The 15,156-nt window shown below is 72.6% G+C and carries 15 protein-coding genes; 5 read left to right on the top strand and 10 right to left on the bottom strand.

Going from position 1 to position 15,156, the window contains the following annotated elements:
* Positions 1-140: 140 nt before the first annotated feature.
* From LCD31_RS03200 to LCD31_RS03220, 5 genes are all read right to left on the bottom strand, one after another.
* Positions 141-1,310 (bottom strand): glycosyltransferase family 2 protein, encoded by a 1,170-nt coding sequence (locus LCD31_RS03200; protein ID WP_224955915.1) that lies wholly within the window; start codon positions 1,308-1,310, stop codon positions 141-143.
* A 79-nt stretch (positions 1,311-1,389) separates the two neighbouring features.
* Positions 1,390-1,770 carry a type II toxin-antitoxin system death-on-curing family toxin gene (locus LCD31_RS03205; protein WP_224955916.1) on the bottom strand — a complete coding sequence of 127 codons (381 nt, stop codon included), beginning with the start codon at positions 1,768-1,770 and terminating at the stop codon, positions 1,390-1,392.
* A gap of 14 nt (positions 1,771-1,784) precedes the next feature.
* The gene (locus tag LCD31_RS03210) at positions 1,785-1,991 is read right to left on the bottom strand and encodes a type II toxin-antitoxin system VapB family antitoxin (RefSeq protein WP_224955917.1); all 207 of its coding nucleotides are present in this window, start codon (positions 1,989-1,991) and stop codon (positions 1,785-1,787) included.
* Positions 1,992-2,040: 49 nt separating this feature from the next.
* A complete protein-coding gene (gene upp / locus LCD31_RS03215; protein WP_224955918.1) occupies positions 2,041-2,664 on the bottom strand; it encodes a uracil phosphoribosyltransferase in 624 nt (207 codons plus the stop codon).
* Between the two features lie 113 nt (positions 2,665-2,777).
* Positions 2,778-3,911 (bottom strand): glutathione-independent formaldehyde dehydrogenase, encoded by a 1,134-nt coding sequence (locus LCD31_RS03220; protein ID WP_224955919.1) that lies wholly within the window; start codon positions 3,909-3,911, stop codon positions 2,778-2,780.
* A 367-nt stretch (positions 3,912-4,278) separates the two neighbouring features.
* On the opposite strand from LCD31_RS03220, the gene deoC reads away from it, so the two are divergent.
* Genes deoC through LCD31_RS03235 form a run of 3 tightly spaced genes read left to right on the top strand, consistent with a single transcriptional unit; the run spans position 4,279 to position 7,560 of the window.
* Complete coding sequence (gene deoC, locus LCD31_RS03225) at positions 4,279-5,256, top strand: deoxyribose-phosphate aldolase (RefSeq protein WP_224955920.1); 978 nt, start codon at positions 4,279-4,281, stop codon at positions 5,254-5,256.
* Positions 5,253-6,686 carry an aldehyde dehydrogenase family protein gene (locus LCD31_RS03230; protein ID WP_224955921.1) on the top strand — a complete coding sequence of 478 codons (1,434 nt, stop codon included), beginning with the start codon at positions 5,253-5,255 and terminating at the stop codon, positions 6,684-6,686. The genes deoC and LCD31_RS03230 overlap by 4 nt, the downstream gene beginning before the upstream one ends.
* Positions 6,676-7,560, top strand: a complete 885-nt coding sequence (locus LCD31_RS03235; RefSeq protein ID WP_224955922.1) for an aldehyde dehydrogenase family protein — start codon at positions 6,676-6,678, stop codon at positions 7,558-7,560. Before LCD31_RS03230 ends, LCD31_RS03235 begins: the two co-directional genes overlap by 11 nt.
* A 124-nt stretch (positions 7,561-7,684) precedes the next feature.
* On the opposite strand, the gene LCD31_RS03240 is transcribed toward LCD31_RS03235, so the two are convergent.
* The 3 genes from LCD31_RS03240 to LCD31_RS03250 form a co-directional block, all read right to left on the bottom strand.
* Positions 7,685-8,290 carry a hypothetical protein gene (locus LCD31_RS03240; RefSeq protein WP_224955923.1) on the bottom strand — a complete coding sequence of 202 codons (606 nt, stop codon included), beginning with the start codon at positions 8,288-8,290 and terminating at the stop codon, positions 7,685-7,687.
* Complete coding sequence (locus LCD31_RS03245; protein WP_224955924.1) at positions 8,290-8,640, bottom strand: PadR family transcriptional regulator; 351 nt, start codon at positions 8,638-8,640, stop codon at positions 8,290-8,292. Before LCD31_RS03245 ends, LCD31_RS03240 begins: the two co-directional genes overlap by 1 nt.
* Before the next feature lie 176 nt (positions 8,641-8,816).
* Complete coding sequence (locus LCD31_RS03250; RefSeq protein ID WP_224955925.1) at positions 8,817-9,341, bottom strand: SMI1/KNR4 family protein; 525 nt, start codon at positions 9,339-9,341, stop codon at positions 8,817-8,819.
* A gap of 262 nt (positions 9,342-9,603) precedes the next feature.
* Between LCD31_RS03250 and LCD31_RS03255 the strand changes: the two genes are divergently transcribed.
* Positions 9,604-10,836 carry a primosomal protein gene (locus LCD31_RS03255; RefSeq protein ID WP_224955926.1) on the top strand — a complete coding sequence of 411 codons (1,233 nt, stop codon included), beginning with the start codon at positions 9,604-9,606 and terminating at the stop codon, positions 10,834-10,836.
* A gap of 80 nt (positions 10,837-10,916) precedes the next feature.
* On the opposite strand, the gene LCD31_RS03260 is transcribed toward LCD31_RS03255, so the two are convergent.
* Positions 10,917-12,005, bottom strand: a complete 1,089-nt coding sequence (locus LCD31_RS03260; RefSeq protein ID WP_224955927.1) for an adenosine deaminase — start codon at positions 12,003-12,005, stop codon at positions 10,917-10,919.
* A gap of 289 nt (positions 12,006-12,294) precedes the next feature.
* Here LCD31_RS03260 and LCD31_RS03265 point away from each other — a divergent pair, with 289 nt between their 5' ends.
* A complete protein-coding gene (locus LCD31_RS03265; RefSeq protein WP_224955928.1) occupies positions 12,295-13,500 on the top strand; it encodes an apolipoprotein A1/A4/E family protein in 1,206 nt (401 codons plus the stop codon).
* Between the two features lie 137 nt (positions 13,501-13,637).
* Here LCD31_RS03265 and LCD31_RS03270 read toward each other — a convergent pair whose 3' ends face one another.
* Entirely contained in the window at positions 13,638-14,915 is a 1,278-nt protein-coding gene (locus LCD31_RS03270) for a thymidine phosphorylase (protein ID WP_224955929.1), read from the bottom strand.
* Positions 14,916-15,156 lie beyond the last annotated feature (241 nt).

Below are 15,156 nucleotides of genomic sequence, written 5' to 3' on the forward strand. Positions count from 1 at the left end.
ACGTCGGGGTTGCCCGCCACCGTGGCGGCCTGGGCCGCCCCGGAGAACGGCGGTTGGGTGTTGGGGGGGGGGGTGTAAGCCTACATTACCCCCCCCCCCCCGGGGGGCGCGGGGGGGGCCCCCGGGCCCACACCCGGGCGTCAGCTCCCGGTGCGGCGTCCCTTCCAGGACGCGGTCCCGCTCAGCACCCGGACCGCCCCGTCCAGCAGCACCCCGCCGAACAGCGCCCCGGTGAACGGGGCCAACGGCGCCAGCTCCGGCCCCGCCCGCATGTAGCGCGCGGTGTGCGCGTGCGCGACGCCCTGCGCCACCCAGCCGATCACCCCGGCCGCGGCCAGCAGCGGTCGCCGCCGCCGGACGCCGACCCCGAGCGCGACTGGTGCGGCCAGCGACAGCGCGACCTGCCCGAGCCCGCCGCCCAGCAGGACCGGCACCGACTGCCGGGTACCGGCCACGAAGCTCTTCCGGAACGACGCCCAGCCCTGCGCGAACGGGTCCATGCCGGTGGTCGTCACGTGGTCCAGCCCGTCCACCAGCCGCGTGACACCGCCGTGGTCGCGGACCGAGGTGGCGAGCGCGACGTCCTCGTTGCGCAGCCCGGCCATCGACTCCCAGCCGCCGATCTTGTCGTAGTGCGAGCGGCGCAGCAGGATGCAGTGCCCGATGGCGAAGGCCTTGGCGCCGCGTCCATCCGGCGCGGCGTTCTCCCCGATCAGCTGCAGCCCCGGCGGCATCAGCAGCGGCCAGGCCGCCGAGCGCCGCGGCGGCGGCCCGCCCGGCGTGGAGACCAGGTCCGCGTCCACGGCGTCGGCGGTGAGCAGCAGCCTGGCCAGCAGGTCGGGGGCGAGCACCGTGTCCGCGTCGACGAACAGCAGCCACTCCCCCGCCCCGGGCGGCCCGGCCGCCTCGACGCCGACGTGCATCGCGTGCACCTTGCCCGCCCAGCCCGGCGGCGGGCCGTCCACCCGCACCACCCGGATCCGCTCGTCCGCGGCGGCGTGCGCGCGGGCGAGATCCCCGGTCCCGTCGGTGGACCCGTCGTCGACGACCACGACGCGCAGCGCCGCCGGATCACGGTCGGCGTAGGTCTGGGCGCGGATGCCGCGCAGGCAGTCGTCGATCACGGCGGCCTCGTCGCGGGCCGGGACGACGACGGTCACCGCGGCCGGGAACACGCCCGGATCCGGCGGTGCCTCGTGCAGCGGGACCAGCGCGCGGACCTGGCGCACGGTGCGGACGCTGCGGTAGCAGGCCCCCGCGACCGCTCCTCCCAGCAGGGCGGCGGCGACGGCGGATCCTCGGTGAGCCACCGGTCCAGCGTCCCACGAAACGGGCGAAACACCCGAGATCGGCAGGGCGAACACCTCGGGAACGGCACGCGGCCGGCGCTCACCCCTTGGGTTCGGCGCAGCGCTCCAGGAAGTCCGCGATCTCGGCGACCTCCCGCTTGTCGCGCCCCACGTCGCGCACCAGTTGCAGGGCCTCGGTCTCGTCGGCGTCGATCCACCAGCCGTTGACGTCGCACATCGCGACCGCGGCGACCCAGCCGAGCCGCCAGTTGCCCTCCACCAGCGGCCGGGTGCGCACCAGGGAGTCCAGCAGCGCGGCCGCCTTCAGCCACAACGTCCCGTAGGCTGGAACGCCGAGCACCTCGGCCCGCGGCCGGTACGCGGCCGAGTCGAGCAGGCCGCTGTCCCGCACCACCAGGTCACCGCGGGTGACGGCGGTGGCGAGCAGCAGCAGATCGGAAGCGTCGAGGTAGACGAGCACCGATCAATGATCGATCATGCGGGTCCGAGGTCGTCCAGCAATCCCCGGTAGTGCGGCAGCACCCGCTGCACGACTTCGCCGAGCTGCTGGTCCTTGCGCTGCCGGGCCCACCGCTCGGCGAGCGCGGCGCGCACGATCTCCTGCTTGGAGCGGCCTTCGGCGGCTGCGAGCTCCGCCAGCCGAGCGCTCTCCTCGTCGGTCAGCCGCAGCGTCATGGCCATGGACCGGATGGTATCTCGCTGGTACCACCCGGTCCAAGGTGCGCTCGGGTCACACGGCGCCGTACTCGCGGTCCCCCGCGTCGCCGAGGCCGGGGACGATGAAGCCGGACTCGTTGAGCCGCTCGTCGATGCTGGCGGTCACGACCCGCAGCGGCAGACCGGAGTCCGCCAGGTGCTGGACGCCCTCCGGGGCGGCGAGGGTGCAGATCGCGGTCACGTCGGTCGCGCCGCGCTCCACCAGCAGCCGGATGGTGTGCAGCATCGATCCGCCGGTGGCCAGCATCGGGTCCAGCACCAGCACGGGGAGGCCGGAGAGGTCCTTCGGCAGCGATTCCAGGTACGGCGTCGGCTGCAGCGTCTCCTCGTCGCGGGCGAGCCCGACGAAGCCCATCTGCGCCTCCGGGATGAGCCGGTGCGCCTGGTCGGCCATGCCGAGCCCGGCGCGCAGCACCGGCACCAGCAGCGGCGGGTTCGCCAGCCGGTAGCCGGTGGTGCGGGCCACCGGGGTGTGGATCGGCGCTTCGGCGACCTCGGCGTCGCGGGTCGCCTCGTAGATCAGCATGAGGGTGAGTTCTTGCAGCGCTGCGCGGAAAGCCGCGTTCTCGGTGCGCGCGTCGCGCATCGTCGAGAGCCTCGACTTCGCCAGCGGGTGGTCCACGACCCGTACGTCCATGGCCGAGGACAGTAACGGCCGCGACCACCGCGGGCGGCGGCGGAGACCGGCGGATGTGCGCCAGATCCCGCCCGCGCCGGGCCCCGAGGGGCGGGGAGCCGGCGCGGTCGGCGTCACGGGTGCAGGACGACCTTGGTGTAGCCCTCGATCCGCTGATCGAACTTGCGGTAGGCGTCCGGCGCCTCGGACAGCGACAGCTCGTGCGAGACCACGAAGCTCGGCGCCGCCCGTCCCGCGGTGATCATGTCGCGGAGCTGGCGGTTGTACCGCTTCACGTTGCACTGGCCGGTGCCGACGACCTGTCCCTTCTCGAACATCTTGCCGATGGCGACCAGCAGCATCCCCTGCTTGGCGTTCTCGTCCGGGCCGCCGGGGTCGGCGGGCACGTACAGGCCGGGGACGCCGAGCCGCCCGGTGGGCCGGACGGTGTGGATCAGCGAGTTGAGCACCACGGCGGGTTCCTCGGTGCCCGCGTCGGCGGTGTGCGCCTGGTAGCCGACGGCGTCCACGCCCTTGTCGGTGCCCACGCCCTCGGTCAGGTCCTTGATCTGCTCGACGGGGTCGCCCGCGCTGAAGTCGATCGGGATGGCGCCGATCTCCTCGGCCTTCGCCAGCCGCTCCGGGATCCGGTCCACGCAGAACACGCGGGCGGCGCCGCGCAGCAGCGCCGAGTAGGCGGCCATCAGCCCGACCGGCCCGGCGCCGTAGACCGCGCAGGTCTCCCCCGGCGACACCTGTGCGAGCTCGCAACCGTGGTAGCCGGTGGGGAAGATGTCGGCGAGCAGCACGTAGTCGGCTTCCTTGCTGGAGTCCGGCGGCAGCACCAGGCAGTTGAAGTCGGCGAACGGCACCCGCAGGTACTCGGCCTGCCCGCCGGTGTAGGGGCCCATCGCGACGTAGCCGTAGGCGCCGCCCGCGAAGCCGGGGTTGACCGTGAGGCAGAACGCGGTGTTCCCGGCCGTGCAGTTCGTGCAGAAGCCGCAGGCGACGTTGAACGGCATCACGACCCGGTCGCCGCGGTTCAGGCCGACGACCCCGTCCCCGACCTCGTCGACGATGCCGAGGTTCTCGTGCCCGAACACGATGCCGGGTTCGGCGGCGGTGCGGCCTTCGTACATGTGCAGGTCGGATCCGCAGATCGCGGTGGAGGTGACGCGCACGATCACGTCGTTGGGGTGCTGGACGGCGGGTCGGTCGACTTCGTCGACGGTGACTTCGAACGGTTCTCGGTAGACCACTGCCTTCATGGGGAACCACCTCCGGAGTACCGGTGTCCGGTGCGCACCGTGCCGAGGTGCGCGCTGCTTCCGGATTACCCCGCACCCCACGACCTAGCGTCCTCCTTTCGAGTGGGGAGGTTGCGATTCCGGGACGAACCGGGAATCCGCACCACCCGCACCACCCGGTTGGCTAGGTTCACCGGCGGACGTGATCGACGGCGCGAACCGGGGGTGGCGCGTGCGGCCGGACGACGAGCATCGGCAGGACCCGCTGCGGTCGCCGGCGAGGCCAACTTCACCGTCACGCTGGAGTGGGAGCCGAAGGACTCCTGAACGGCCGGTGCGGCTCTCGGAGGGATCGAGGTCGGCGCCCCGCTGACCTAGACTGCGCGGCATGGTCGAACCACTGGACGGTCCGCGCACCGGCGCGCTGCCGCCGGAACTCGCCGAGGTCACCCGGGACGAGCGGTCGCTGCGGCGGTTCCTGCACGGTCTGCCCGGCGTGGACCAGGTGGGGCTGGAGCAGCGCGCCGCGGGACTCGCCACCCGCAGCATCAAGAAGGACGCCAAGGCGTGGGCGATCGACACCGCGATCGGCATGGTGGACCTGACGACGCTGGAGGGCGCCGACACCGAGGCCAAGGTGCGGGCGCTGGCGGCGAAGGCGCGCCGGCCGGACGCCGAGCAACCGGACGTCCCGCCGGTGGCCGCCGTCTGCGTGTACCCGGACCTCGCGGCGACCGCGGTGGCGGCGCTCGCGGGTTCCGGCGTGGGGGTGGCCTCGGTGGCGACGGCGTTCCCGTCCGGTCGCTCGGCGCGGCGGGTGAAGCTGGACGAGGTGTCGCTCGCGGTGTCCGCCGGAGCGTCCGAAGTGGACATGGTGATCGACCGCGGCGCGTTCCTGTCCGGGCGCTACGGCCAGGTCTTCGAAGAGGTCCAGCAGGTGAAGGCGGCCTGCGGCGACGCGCACCTGAAGGTGATCCTGGAGACCGGCGAGCTCGCCACCTACGACAACGTGCGCCGCGCCTCCTGGCTGGCGCTGCTGGCGGGCGGCGACTTCATCAAGACCTCCACCGGCAAGGTCTCGCCCGCCGCGACGCTGCCGGTGACGACGCTGATGCTGCAGGCCGTGCGGGACTGGCGGGACCGCACCGGCGAGCCGCGCGGGGTGAAGCCGGCGGGCGGCATCCGCACCACGAAGGACGCGATGCGCTACCTGGTGGCGGTGCGCGAGGTCGCCGGGCCGGAGTGGCTGACCCCGGCGCTGTTCCGCTTCGGCGCGTCGAGCCTGCTGGGAGATCTGCTGATGCAACGACGAACGCAACGCACCGGCCACTACGCGGCCGCGCACCACGTGGCGGTGGACGCATGAGCGGCTGGGAGTACGCGCCCGCGCCGGAATCGGCGGCCGTGGCGAACCTGCGCGACCGGTACCGGATGTTCGTGGACGGCGAGTTCACCGACGGCGCCGGCGCCCCGCTGACCACGCTCAACCCGGCCACCGGCGAACCGCTCGCCGAGATCGCCACCGCCGCTCAGTCCGATGTGGACACAGCGGTGCGGGCGGCGCGGCGCGCGTTCGAGCGGACCTGGGGCCCGATGCCGGGCGCCGAGCGCGCGAAGTACCTGTTCCGCATCGCCCGGCTCATCCAGGAGCGCGGCCGGGAACTCGCCGTGCTGGAGACGCTGGACAACGGCAAGCCGATCAAGGAGGCCCGCGACTCCGACATCCCCACCGCCGCGGCGCACTTCTTCCACCACGCGGGCTGGGCGGACAAGCTCGGCCACGCCGGGTACGGCCCCGAGCCGCGGCCGCTGGGCGTGGCCGCCGGGGTGATCCCGTGGAACTTCCCGCTGCTGATGCTGGCGTGGAAGATCGCCCCCGCGCTGGCCTGCGGCAACACCGTGGTGCTGAAACCGGCCGAGACCACGCCGCTGTCCGCGCTGGTGTTCGGCGAGCTGTGCCAGGAGGCCGGGTTGCCGCCCGGCGTGGTGAACGTCCTGCCCGGGGCGGGTGACGTGGGCGCCCAGCTGGTCGCGCACCCGGACGTGGACAAGGTCGCGTTCACCGGTTCCACCGCGGTCGGCAAGGAGATCCAGCGGACCCTCGCCGGAACCGGGAAGAAGCTCACCCTGGAGCTCGGCGGCAAGGCCGCGAACATCGTGTTCGACGACGCGCCGCTGGACCAGGCCGTGGAGGGCGTCGTCGGCGGCATCTTCTTCAACCAGGGCCAGGTGTGCTGCGCCGGATCCCGGCTGCTGGTGCAGGAATCGATCGCCGAGGAGCTGCTCGGCAAGCTGCGCTCGCGGGTGGAGCTGCTGCGGGTCGGCGACCCGCTGGACAAGAACACCGACGTCGGCGCGATCAACTCGGCCGAGCAGCTGGCCCGCATCACCGACCTCGTCGCGGCCGGGGAGGCCGAGGGCGCGACCCGGTGGAGCAGCTCCTGCCCGCTGCCGGAGCGCGGTTTCTTCTTCTCCCCCACCGTGTTCGGCGACGTGCAGCAGTCGATGCGCGTGGCGCGGGAGGAGATCTTCGGCCCGGTGCTGTCGGTGCTGACCTTCCGCACCCCGGACGAGGCGATCGCCAAGGCGAACAACACCCCGTACGGCCTGTCCGCGGGCGTGTGGACGGAGAAGGGGTCCCGCGCGCTGTGGGCGGCGCAGCGGCTGCGCGCCGGCGTGGTGTGGGCCAACACGTTCAACCGGTTCGACCCGACCGCGCCGTTCGGCGGCTACCGGGAATCCGGGTTCGGCCGCGAGGGCGGCCGCGCCGGTCTGGAGGCATACCTTGACGTCTGAGCAGCACGAGACCGGCCGGGTCGCGGTGGCCAAGACCTGCAAGCTCTACGTCGGCGGGAAGTTCCCCCGCTCCGAGTCCGGCCGGGTGTACCCGGTGCGCGACGCGGCGGGCGCGCCGCTGGCGAACGTGGCGCACGCCTCCCGCAAGGACCTGCGGGACGCGGTCGCGGCCGCGCGCGGGGCGTTCCCCGGCTGGTCCGGGGCCACCGCCTACAACCGCGGGCAGGTGCTGTTCCGCATCGCCGAGGTGATGGAGGGCCGCCGCGCCCAGTTCGGCGCGGACGTCGCCGCCGCGGAGGGCCGCGGCGCGGACGCGGTGGCGGTGGTGGTGGACGCGGCGCTCGACCGGGTGGTGTGGTTCGCGGGCTGGACGGACAAGATCGCGGGCGTGCTCGGTGCGGCGAATCCCGTCGCCGGGCCGTACTTCTCGTTCAGCGTGCCGGAGCCGAGCGGGGTCGTCGGCGTCCTCGCCCCGCAGGATTCCTCGCTGCTGGGTCTGGTCAGCGTGCTCGCGCCGGTGCTGGCGACCGGCTGCACCGCGGTCGTGGTGACCAGCGCCGAGCGCCCGCTGCCCGCGGTGACGCTGGCCGAGGTGCTGGCGACCTCCGACGTGCCGGGCGGGGCGGCGAACCTGCTGACCGGGCGGGCCGCGGAGCTCGGTCCGTGGCTGGCCGCGCACGGCGAGGTGGACGCGCTCGACCTCAGCGGCGCGGACGCGGAACTGCGCCCGGAGCTGGAGCGGGCGGCGGCGGGCACCGTGAAGCGGGTGCTGCGCGCCGGCCGGGGTGCACCGGACTGGACGGCCGCGCACGGCCTGGAGCGGCTGCGCGCCTTCACCGAGGTCAAGACCACCTGGCACCCGGTGGGCACCTGACCGTCCGCCGCGAAGTGCGGTGCCCGCCGACCCCGCGCCCCGGACGATCGGGGGCCGGAACGATCTCGCGGACCGCGCCCGGGCGCGCGGGCGTCCAGCCCCGCGCACCCGGCCGGTGCTCCGCTCAGGCCGGGGGAACGACCCGGCCGCGCCGGATCGCGACGACCAGCACCCGGACCGCACCCGCGAGCAGCACCGCGCCGAGCGCGATCGCCGCCCAGCCCGGCAGCTCGAACAGCACGGGCCCGTCGCCGAGCAACCGGTCGACCACGTTCGTACCGGCGATGGCGAGCAGGCCGGCGACCACCGCACCGGCCAGGTACCAGCGCCTGCCGCGCAGCGCGGTCCCCGCGCGGAACGCCGCCCCGACGGCCACCACGATCAGCAGCAGCATCCACACCGCTCCGACCAGGTCGGCGAGGACGACCGGCGCGGGCCCGCGGAATCCGTCGACGAAGAACTCCAGCCCGAACAGGGTCAGCGCGGCGGTGCCGAGCGCGCCGCCGAGCACGGCGGGCCGGGACTGCTTGGCGGGGTCGCCGTCGAGCTGCGCGGCGACGCGGGCGGCGTACTCGCGCGGGGTGCCGAAGGCCTCGACCGGATCTTCACCGGATTCGGCGAGGTGCGTCTCGACCTCGGCGAGCACGTCTCCGACGCGAGCGCCGGAGATCTCGTGCATCCGCAGCGCGATCAGCAGCTCGTCCCGGTACTTCTGGGCATCCACCGTCATCATCCCGTCCCCCGTTCGATCACCGAGCTCGCGTTCTTCGCGAACTCCGTCCACTTCGGTCCCTGTTCGGCGAGCACCGCGCGCCCCTGTTCGGTGAGGGCGAAGAACTTGCGGCCGGGGCCGCTCTCCCCCGCCCGCCACTCGGTGCTCAGCAGTCCGTCGGCGGCCAGCCGGTTGAGCAGCGGGTACAGCGTTCCCGCTTTCATGTCCGGCAGTCCAGCCTCGGCGAGTCGTTGCAGCAGCAGGTACCCGTAGCCCTCCCCGTTCTCGGCGAGCAGCGCCAGGACCGCCAGGTCGAGGACGCCGCGCAGCCATTGGGTCTGCCGCGCGTCGGGCTTCTTGTCAGGCACAGCGACAAAGTAACACCAACTAGTAGGCGTTGCAAACTAGTAGGTCGGCAGCGGGCACGTCCGGGAGAGAAGAAGAACCGCCCACCCGGGGCGATCCGGATGGGCGGTGGTTCGACGAGCTGTCCGCACCGGCGGCAACCCCGCGCCCCCGACCGGAGCGCGGAGAACCGGTGGCGTCAGCGGATCTGCCAGTCCAGCCTTCCGTCCTCGGTGACCGTCGGATGGCTGTGCCCGGCGGGCGCCCCCTCGGTCAACGAGCGGTGCACGTCCGAGAGCATCGCCGAGATGCCGCGCCACTCCGGCCGTTGCACCTGACCCGCCTCCTGCTCCCACTCCAGCACGCACCCGCGCATCGGCCCGGGGCGCAGATCGACCACCAGCTCGTCGGCGAACCCGTCCCCGGCGATCGGGATCCACGCCGGGTGGTAGCTCGATCCCGGCGAACCCGCGTAGTAGTCGCACGCGGGCCGTTCCCACTGCGCCGCCCAGGTCTTGCGTTGCCCGCTCCACACCTCCCACGCGCGCTGCGCGCTGTAGGGCGTGTAGAACGGCGGCAGCACGTCGGCGAGGACGTCACCATCGGTCCCACCGCAGGTCGACCACCACTCGCGCAGCTCCTCCGGCAACCGGATCTCGAATTCCGCCTCCAGTTCGGCGAAATCCGGCGGCGGGGAGGGCGGGAGCAGGGCCGCTGCGGTCACCGGTGCGTGCTCACCCAACCAAAGCACGATTCTCGTCCACAGCTCCGTGACATCCATTCGCACCATGATCGACGGGCCCGCGGGAGGCCGGTACCGCCAACCGTGATCACGCACCCGGCTCACCTCGGACGACCTGCCGGCGGGTTCGGTTGCGAGCGCGCTCGACGTGGTCGATACGGTGGGCAGCCCGACCGGACGGCAGGCGTGCGGCGGGGAACCCGTAGGCTTCGCGGACGTCTGTTCGGCGACCGGAGGTAGGAAGATGGCGCAGGACATCGTCCCCATCGAACTGGGGCTGCCGCAAGGCGATGTGGTGACCCTGTGGGCACCGCGCTGGCGGGAGGACGGCGAGGAGTGGGAGGCGTTCCTCGGCCACGAGGAAGACCTCTACGCCTTCCCGGACGCCGCGCGACTGGCCGCGTTCGTGCGCACCGCGCGGGAGCACGACCTCGACGACCATCCGGCCTGGCACGTGGTCCCGGCGCTGTCCGCGGTCGAGCTGAACCCGGACGAGGATCACCAGTTCGACCTGGTGGGCGTGCCGGAGCTGGTCGCCGACACCCCCGACGTGTGGACGATCAACGAGCTGCACGACATCGTGGAGATCGCCCGCTCGCTGGCCGACGTGTGCGAGCTGGACACCGTGCACGAAGTCCTCGACGCCGCCGACGGCTTCAGCCTGCTCGACCAGGGCACCCTGGTGTTCACCGGCAAGGACGGCCAGAAGCGCTGGTCCGAGCTGTGCGCCGTGGTCGCCGAGCGCTGGGACGACCTGCTCGACGCCCTCGACGCCGTGGTGGCCACCCCGGAGGTGCCCGCGGACGCGGTCGCCACCGCCGAGACCGAGCTCGCCGAGGCGCTGGAGCACGACGAGGCCGAACGCGCCGAGGCCGACGACGACTCCGATGTGGACCCGGTGGACGAGGACGCCGAACCCGGCTTCTGGGGCGAGATCGGCATCGACCCGATCCGCATCACCACCGCGCAGGGCGAGTTCTACTCGCTGCGCTGCTACCTGGACGACGACCCGGTGTTCCTCGGCTCGGACGGGCGCATCGACGTGTTCGGCTCGCCGCGCGCCCTGGCCCGCTTCCTCGCCGAGGACTCCGCGCTGGAGGACAACGACCTGGCGCGGGTCGCGACCTGGCCGCAGGTGACGCAGAAGGCCACCGGCGGCGAGCTGGAGGTCGAGGTCGAGGCGGACAACGACTACGTGCTCACCGGGCTGGACGAGGACCTCGCCGCCGGTCCGTCCGAAGTGGACCCGAACCAGCTGGACCTCGCCGAGGAGCTGCTGCTGGACGCGGCGACGTGGGCCGGGGACAAGACCGTGGACGAGGCGCTGCAGCCCTCCGAGCTGCTCGGCTGGCTGGTCTCGTTCGTGCTGCGCCCGAACCCGAACCGGATGCCGCCGAGCCCGCCGTTCGACGACGAGGTCGCGGCCTGGCGCGAACTCGTGGTCCAGTTCGAGGACGAGCGCCTGCGCAAGCACTGACCGAGCACAGCGGAACGGCCCCCGCCGCAGGGTGGGGGCCGTTCTCCGCTCCGCAGCAGGAAGCGGGAAGCCGAGGGCGGTCAGCCCAGCAGCGTGGCGTACCCCGGCTTGATCACGTCGTTGATGATCGCGAGCCGGTCGTCGAAGCCGAGGAACGACGACTTCATGGCGTTCACCGTGAACCACTGCATGTCGGTCCAGCCGTAGCCGAAGGTCTCGTGCAGCGCGGCGAACTCGCTGGACATCGTGCAGTCGCCCATCAGCCGGTTGTCGGTGTTGACCGTGACGCGGAACCGCAACCGGCTCAGCAGCCCGATCGGGTGTTCGGCCAGCGAGTCGGCGGCGCCGGTCTGCAGGTTCGACGACGGGCACATCTCCAGCGGGATGCGCCGGTCCCGCACGTACGACGCCAGCCTGCCCAGGTGCACCTCGCCGTCCTCGTCGACCTTGATGTCGTCGACGATCCGCACGCCGTGCCCGAGCCGTTCGGCGCCGCAGTGCTGGATGGCCTCCCAGATCGACGGCAGCCCGAACGCCTCACCGGCGTGGATGGTGAAGTGCGCGTTCTGCTGGCGCAGGTACTCGAAGGCGTCCAGGTTCCGGGTGGGCGGGAACCCGGCCTCCGGGCCGGCGATGTCGAAGCCCACCACTTCCGCGTCGCGGTAGCGGACCGCGAGCTCCGCGATTTCCGCCGAGCGGGCGTTCTGCCGCATCGCGCAGAGCAATGTTCCGATCCGGACAAGTTTTCCTTGCGATTCCGCACGGCGCTCGCCTTCGCGAAATCCCTCCTGCACGGATTCCACGACCTCGGGCAGGGTCAGTCCGCCTTCCTGGAACAACTCCGGGGCGTAGCGGACTTCCGCGTAGACCACCCCATCGGCGGCAAGGTCTTCGACGCATTCGGCGGCGACCCGGCGCAGTGCATCGGCCGTCTGCATGACCGCGACGGTGTGCGAGAACGTCTCCAGGTAGCGCTCCAGCGAGCCGGAATCGGCCGCTTCCCGGAACCACGCGCCGAGCGCGTCCGCGTCCTGGTGCGGCAGGCCCTCGTAACCGGCCGCGTCGGCGAGTTCGATCACCGTCCGCGGACGCAGACCGCCGTCGAGGTGGTCGTGCAGCAGGACTTTGGGGGCCAGTCGGATCGTGTCCAAGCTCACCGGTGTTGACATGGCACTACGTTACAACCCGGCCACGGTCGTCCTGAGCGGGCGGCGGCGATGCCGAAGACCACCCGAATGCACGTCGCCAGGGAAGTCACCCGGAAAGACCAAGCGCAACTCCAGCGACCTATTGACATACAGCACCGCTGGTCTGAACGGCCCAGTTCCCGGCAACCTTTCGGAGTGATGGTTCACCCGAAGCTCACTCAATGTATCCGGGGGTGGCTGGGAACGCGGGAAACGACTAGCTACGCTCCATTAGTCCTCACCCTGCCCCTCGACGAAGGACGTCCGAGCCGTGAACGAGAACATGTCCTTCGACCGCATGCGGAACATGCTCACGCGTGCGGCCGAAATCCGCGAGAGCGAGCAGCAGCAGATTTTCGACGCACTCGACGAGATCCACGCCCGGATGTCTCCGCTGGAATCGTTGGGCTCGGTTCGCAAGCGGCTGTCCGAACTCCCCGACCGCACCGAGCTCGGCGTGCTGACCGAGCGCGTCGACGAAGCCCTCACCAAGATCGACGCCCAGGACGGCGTGATCGGTGACGTCAAGGCAGCGGTGGAGGGCCTGTTCGACAAACTCGCCAAGCCCTTCGCGCAGCTCGACGGCCGCCTCGACGGCGTGTCCGGCCGCTTCGACGGCGTCGCCGGCCGGATGGACGGGTTGGAGGACAAGCTCGCGCACATCCACAAGCGCCTGGACGAGCTCGGCGGCCACCTGGACAAGCAGGACTCCCGCCTGGAAGCGCTGCCCGGTTCGGTCACCGTCCCGGTCCGCGAGCGCATCGACGGCCTGGAGACCAGCCTCCGCGGCCGGTTCGCCGAGATCGACGAGGGCGTGCACGAGCACCTCGACGGCACCCGCGAGACGCTGCAGCGCGCCGTCACCGAGACCGGCAGCGGCGTGCAGAACGCCGTCACCGAAGCCGTCACCGGTGGCCGCGACCAGCTGCAGACCGGCATCGACGCCCTCGCGCAGCGCCCCGCGGTGGACCCGACGGACAAGCTCGACAAGCTCGCCGAGCGCCTCGAACAGCTCACCGAGCGGCTGGACCGCGTCTCCGGGCGGCTGGACAACGTCGAGGACAACGTGCACACCCGCATCGAAGCGGTCGAGCAGGGCGTCAGCACCCGGCTGGACACGGTCGAAGAGGGCGTCAAGACCGGGCTCGGCGAGCTCGGCGGCACGCTGGCGCAGAACCTGTCGCAGATCAGCGGCACCCTCGCGTCCCGCCCGGACTCCGACGCGGTGAACTCGATGGTGCGCGAGGCCAGCGAGGAGACCGAGCGCAAGCACGCCGGCCAGCTCGACGAGGCCATGGCCACGTTCGCCGAGCTGATCCTCGGCGGCAGCGGCCCGTCCAGCCCGCCGCCGCCCACCACGCTGCCCCGCCAGCAGCGCGGCCGCGGTCGCTCGAAGAGCGCCAAGCGCGACGGCGACACCAAGGCGCTGGGCTCCGACGACTCCTCCGACGAGGGTTACGCCGCCGAGAGCGCCTGATCTCGCAGCACGACTGATCTCCGCAGCAGCACAGGGCCGCGGTTCCTCCGGGAGCCGCGGCCCTGCCGCGTTCCCGCACCGGGTGCGCGGCCCGCTCGCCCGCGTCGATCGGGTGGGAGGGCCGTTCGTCCGGGCGGTCAGGGCCGGATCGTGTCGATGATCAGATCGGCCGGGGCGTGCGCGGCGGCGAGGGTGATCGCGCCGGTCAGCGCCTCGCGGGCGGCGGGGATCCGGTCGGGTTCGTCGGTGTGCAGCTCCAGCAGCGGGGCGCCCGCGGTGACCCGGTCACCGGGCTTGGCAAGGCAGCGGACGCCCGCGGCGTGCCGCACCGGGTCCTCCTTGCGGGCCCGCCCGGCACCGAGCCGCCACGCCGCCAGGCCGACCGCGTAGGCGTCCAACGTGGACAGCACGCCGTCCTCCGGTGCGGGGATGGTCTCCACGTGGGCGGCGCGCGGCAGCGAGGCGTCCGGGTCGCCGCCCTGCGCGCCGATCATCGTGCGCCACGCGTCGTAGGCCTTCCCCGAAGCCAGCACCTCGGCCGGGTCCACATCGGACAGACCGGCGTGCGCGAGCATCTCGCGCGCCAGGGCCAGCGTGAGCTCGACGACGTCGGTGGGCCCGCCGCCCTGCAGCACCTCGACGGACTCCGCGACCTCCAGCGCGTTGCCGACGGCGACGCCCAGCGGCACCGACATGTCGGTGAGCAGCGCGCTGGCGCGCACCCCGTGCGCGGTGCCGATGGACACCAGCTCGTCGGCGAGGGCGCGGGCCTGCCGCTGGTCCTTCATGAACGCGCCGGACCCGCACTTCACGTCCAGCACCAGCGATCCGGCGCCTTCGGCGATCTTCTTGCTCATGATGGAGCTGGCGATCAGCGGGATGGATTCGACGGTGCCGGTGACGTCGCGCAGCGCGTACAGCTTGCGGTCGGCGGGCGCGATGCCCTCGGTCGCGGCGCACACCACGGCACCGATCTCACCGAGCTGCGCGCGGATCTCGGCGGCGGTGAGCCCGGCCCGCCAGCCCGGGATCGATTCCAGCTTGTCGAGCGTGCCGCCGGTGTGCCCGAGGCCGCGTCCGGACAGCTGCGGCACCGCCGCGCCGCAGGCCGCGACGAGCGGGGTGAGCGGCAGCGTGATCTTGTCGCCGACGCCGCCGGTGGAGTGCTTGTCCACGGTGGGCCGGGGCAGGCCGCCGAGGTCCAGCCGTTCCCCGGACGCGATCATCGCCGCGGTCCAGCGGGCGATCTCGGCGCGGTCCATGCCGCGCAGCAGGATCGCCATGGCCAGCGCGGACATCTGCTCGTCGGCGACCGCGCCCCGGGTGTAGGCGTCCACCACCCAGTCGATCTGCTCGTCGGCGAGCCGCCCGCCGTCCCGCTTCGCCCGGATCACGTCGACCACCGAGTGCGCCATGCCATTCCCCTCCACCGAGCCCGACCCGCTGCCGAGCGCCACCCACGATCAGATCACTTCCACCCGCCCCCACGACACCGAAAGAACCCCATTCCTGTCAGCGGCGAAGCCGCTGAGCGGAGACCACGCACGCAGCTCGACCACCCGCGGGTTCTCAGCGGGGTTCTCGCGAGGGCAGCATTTTTGGGGGGGGGGGGGGGGGGGCGGGGGGGTAAGACCCGCGGGGGGGGACCGGGGGGGG

This window comes from Saccharopolyspora sp. 6M, assembly GCF_020176775.1.
GTDB classification, from domain to species: Bacteria; Actinomycetota; Actinomycetes; order Mycobacteriales; family Pseudonocardiaceae; genus Saccharopolyspora_C; species Saccharopolyspora_C gregorii.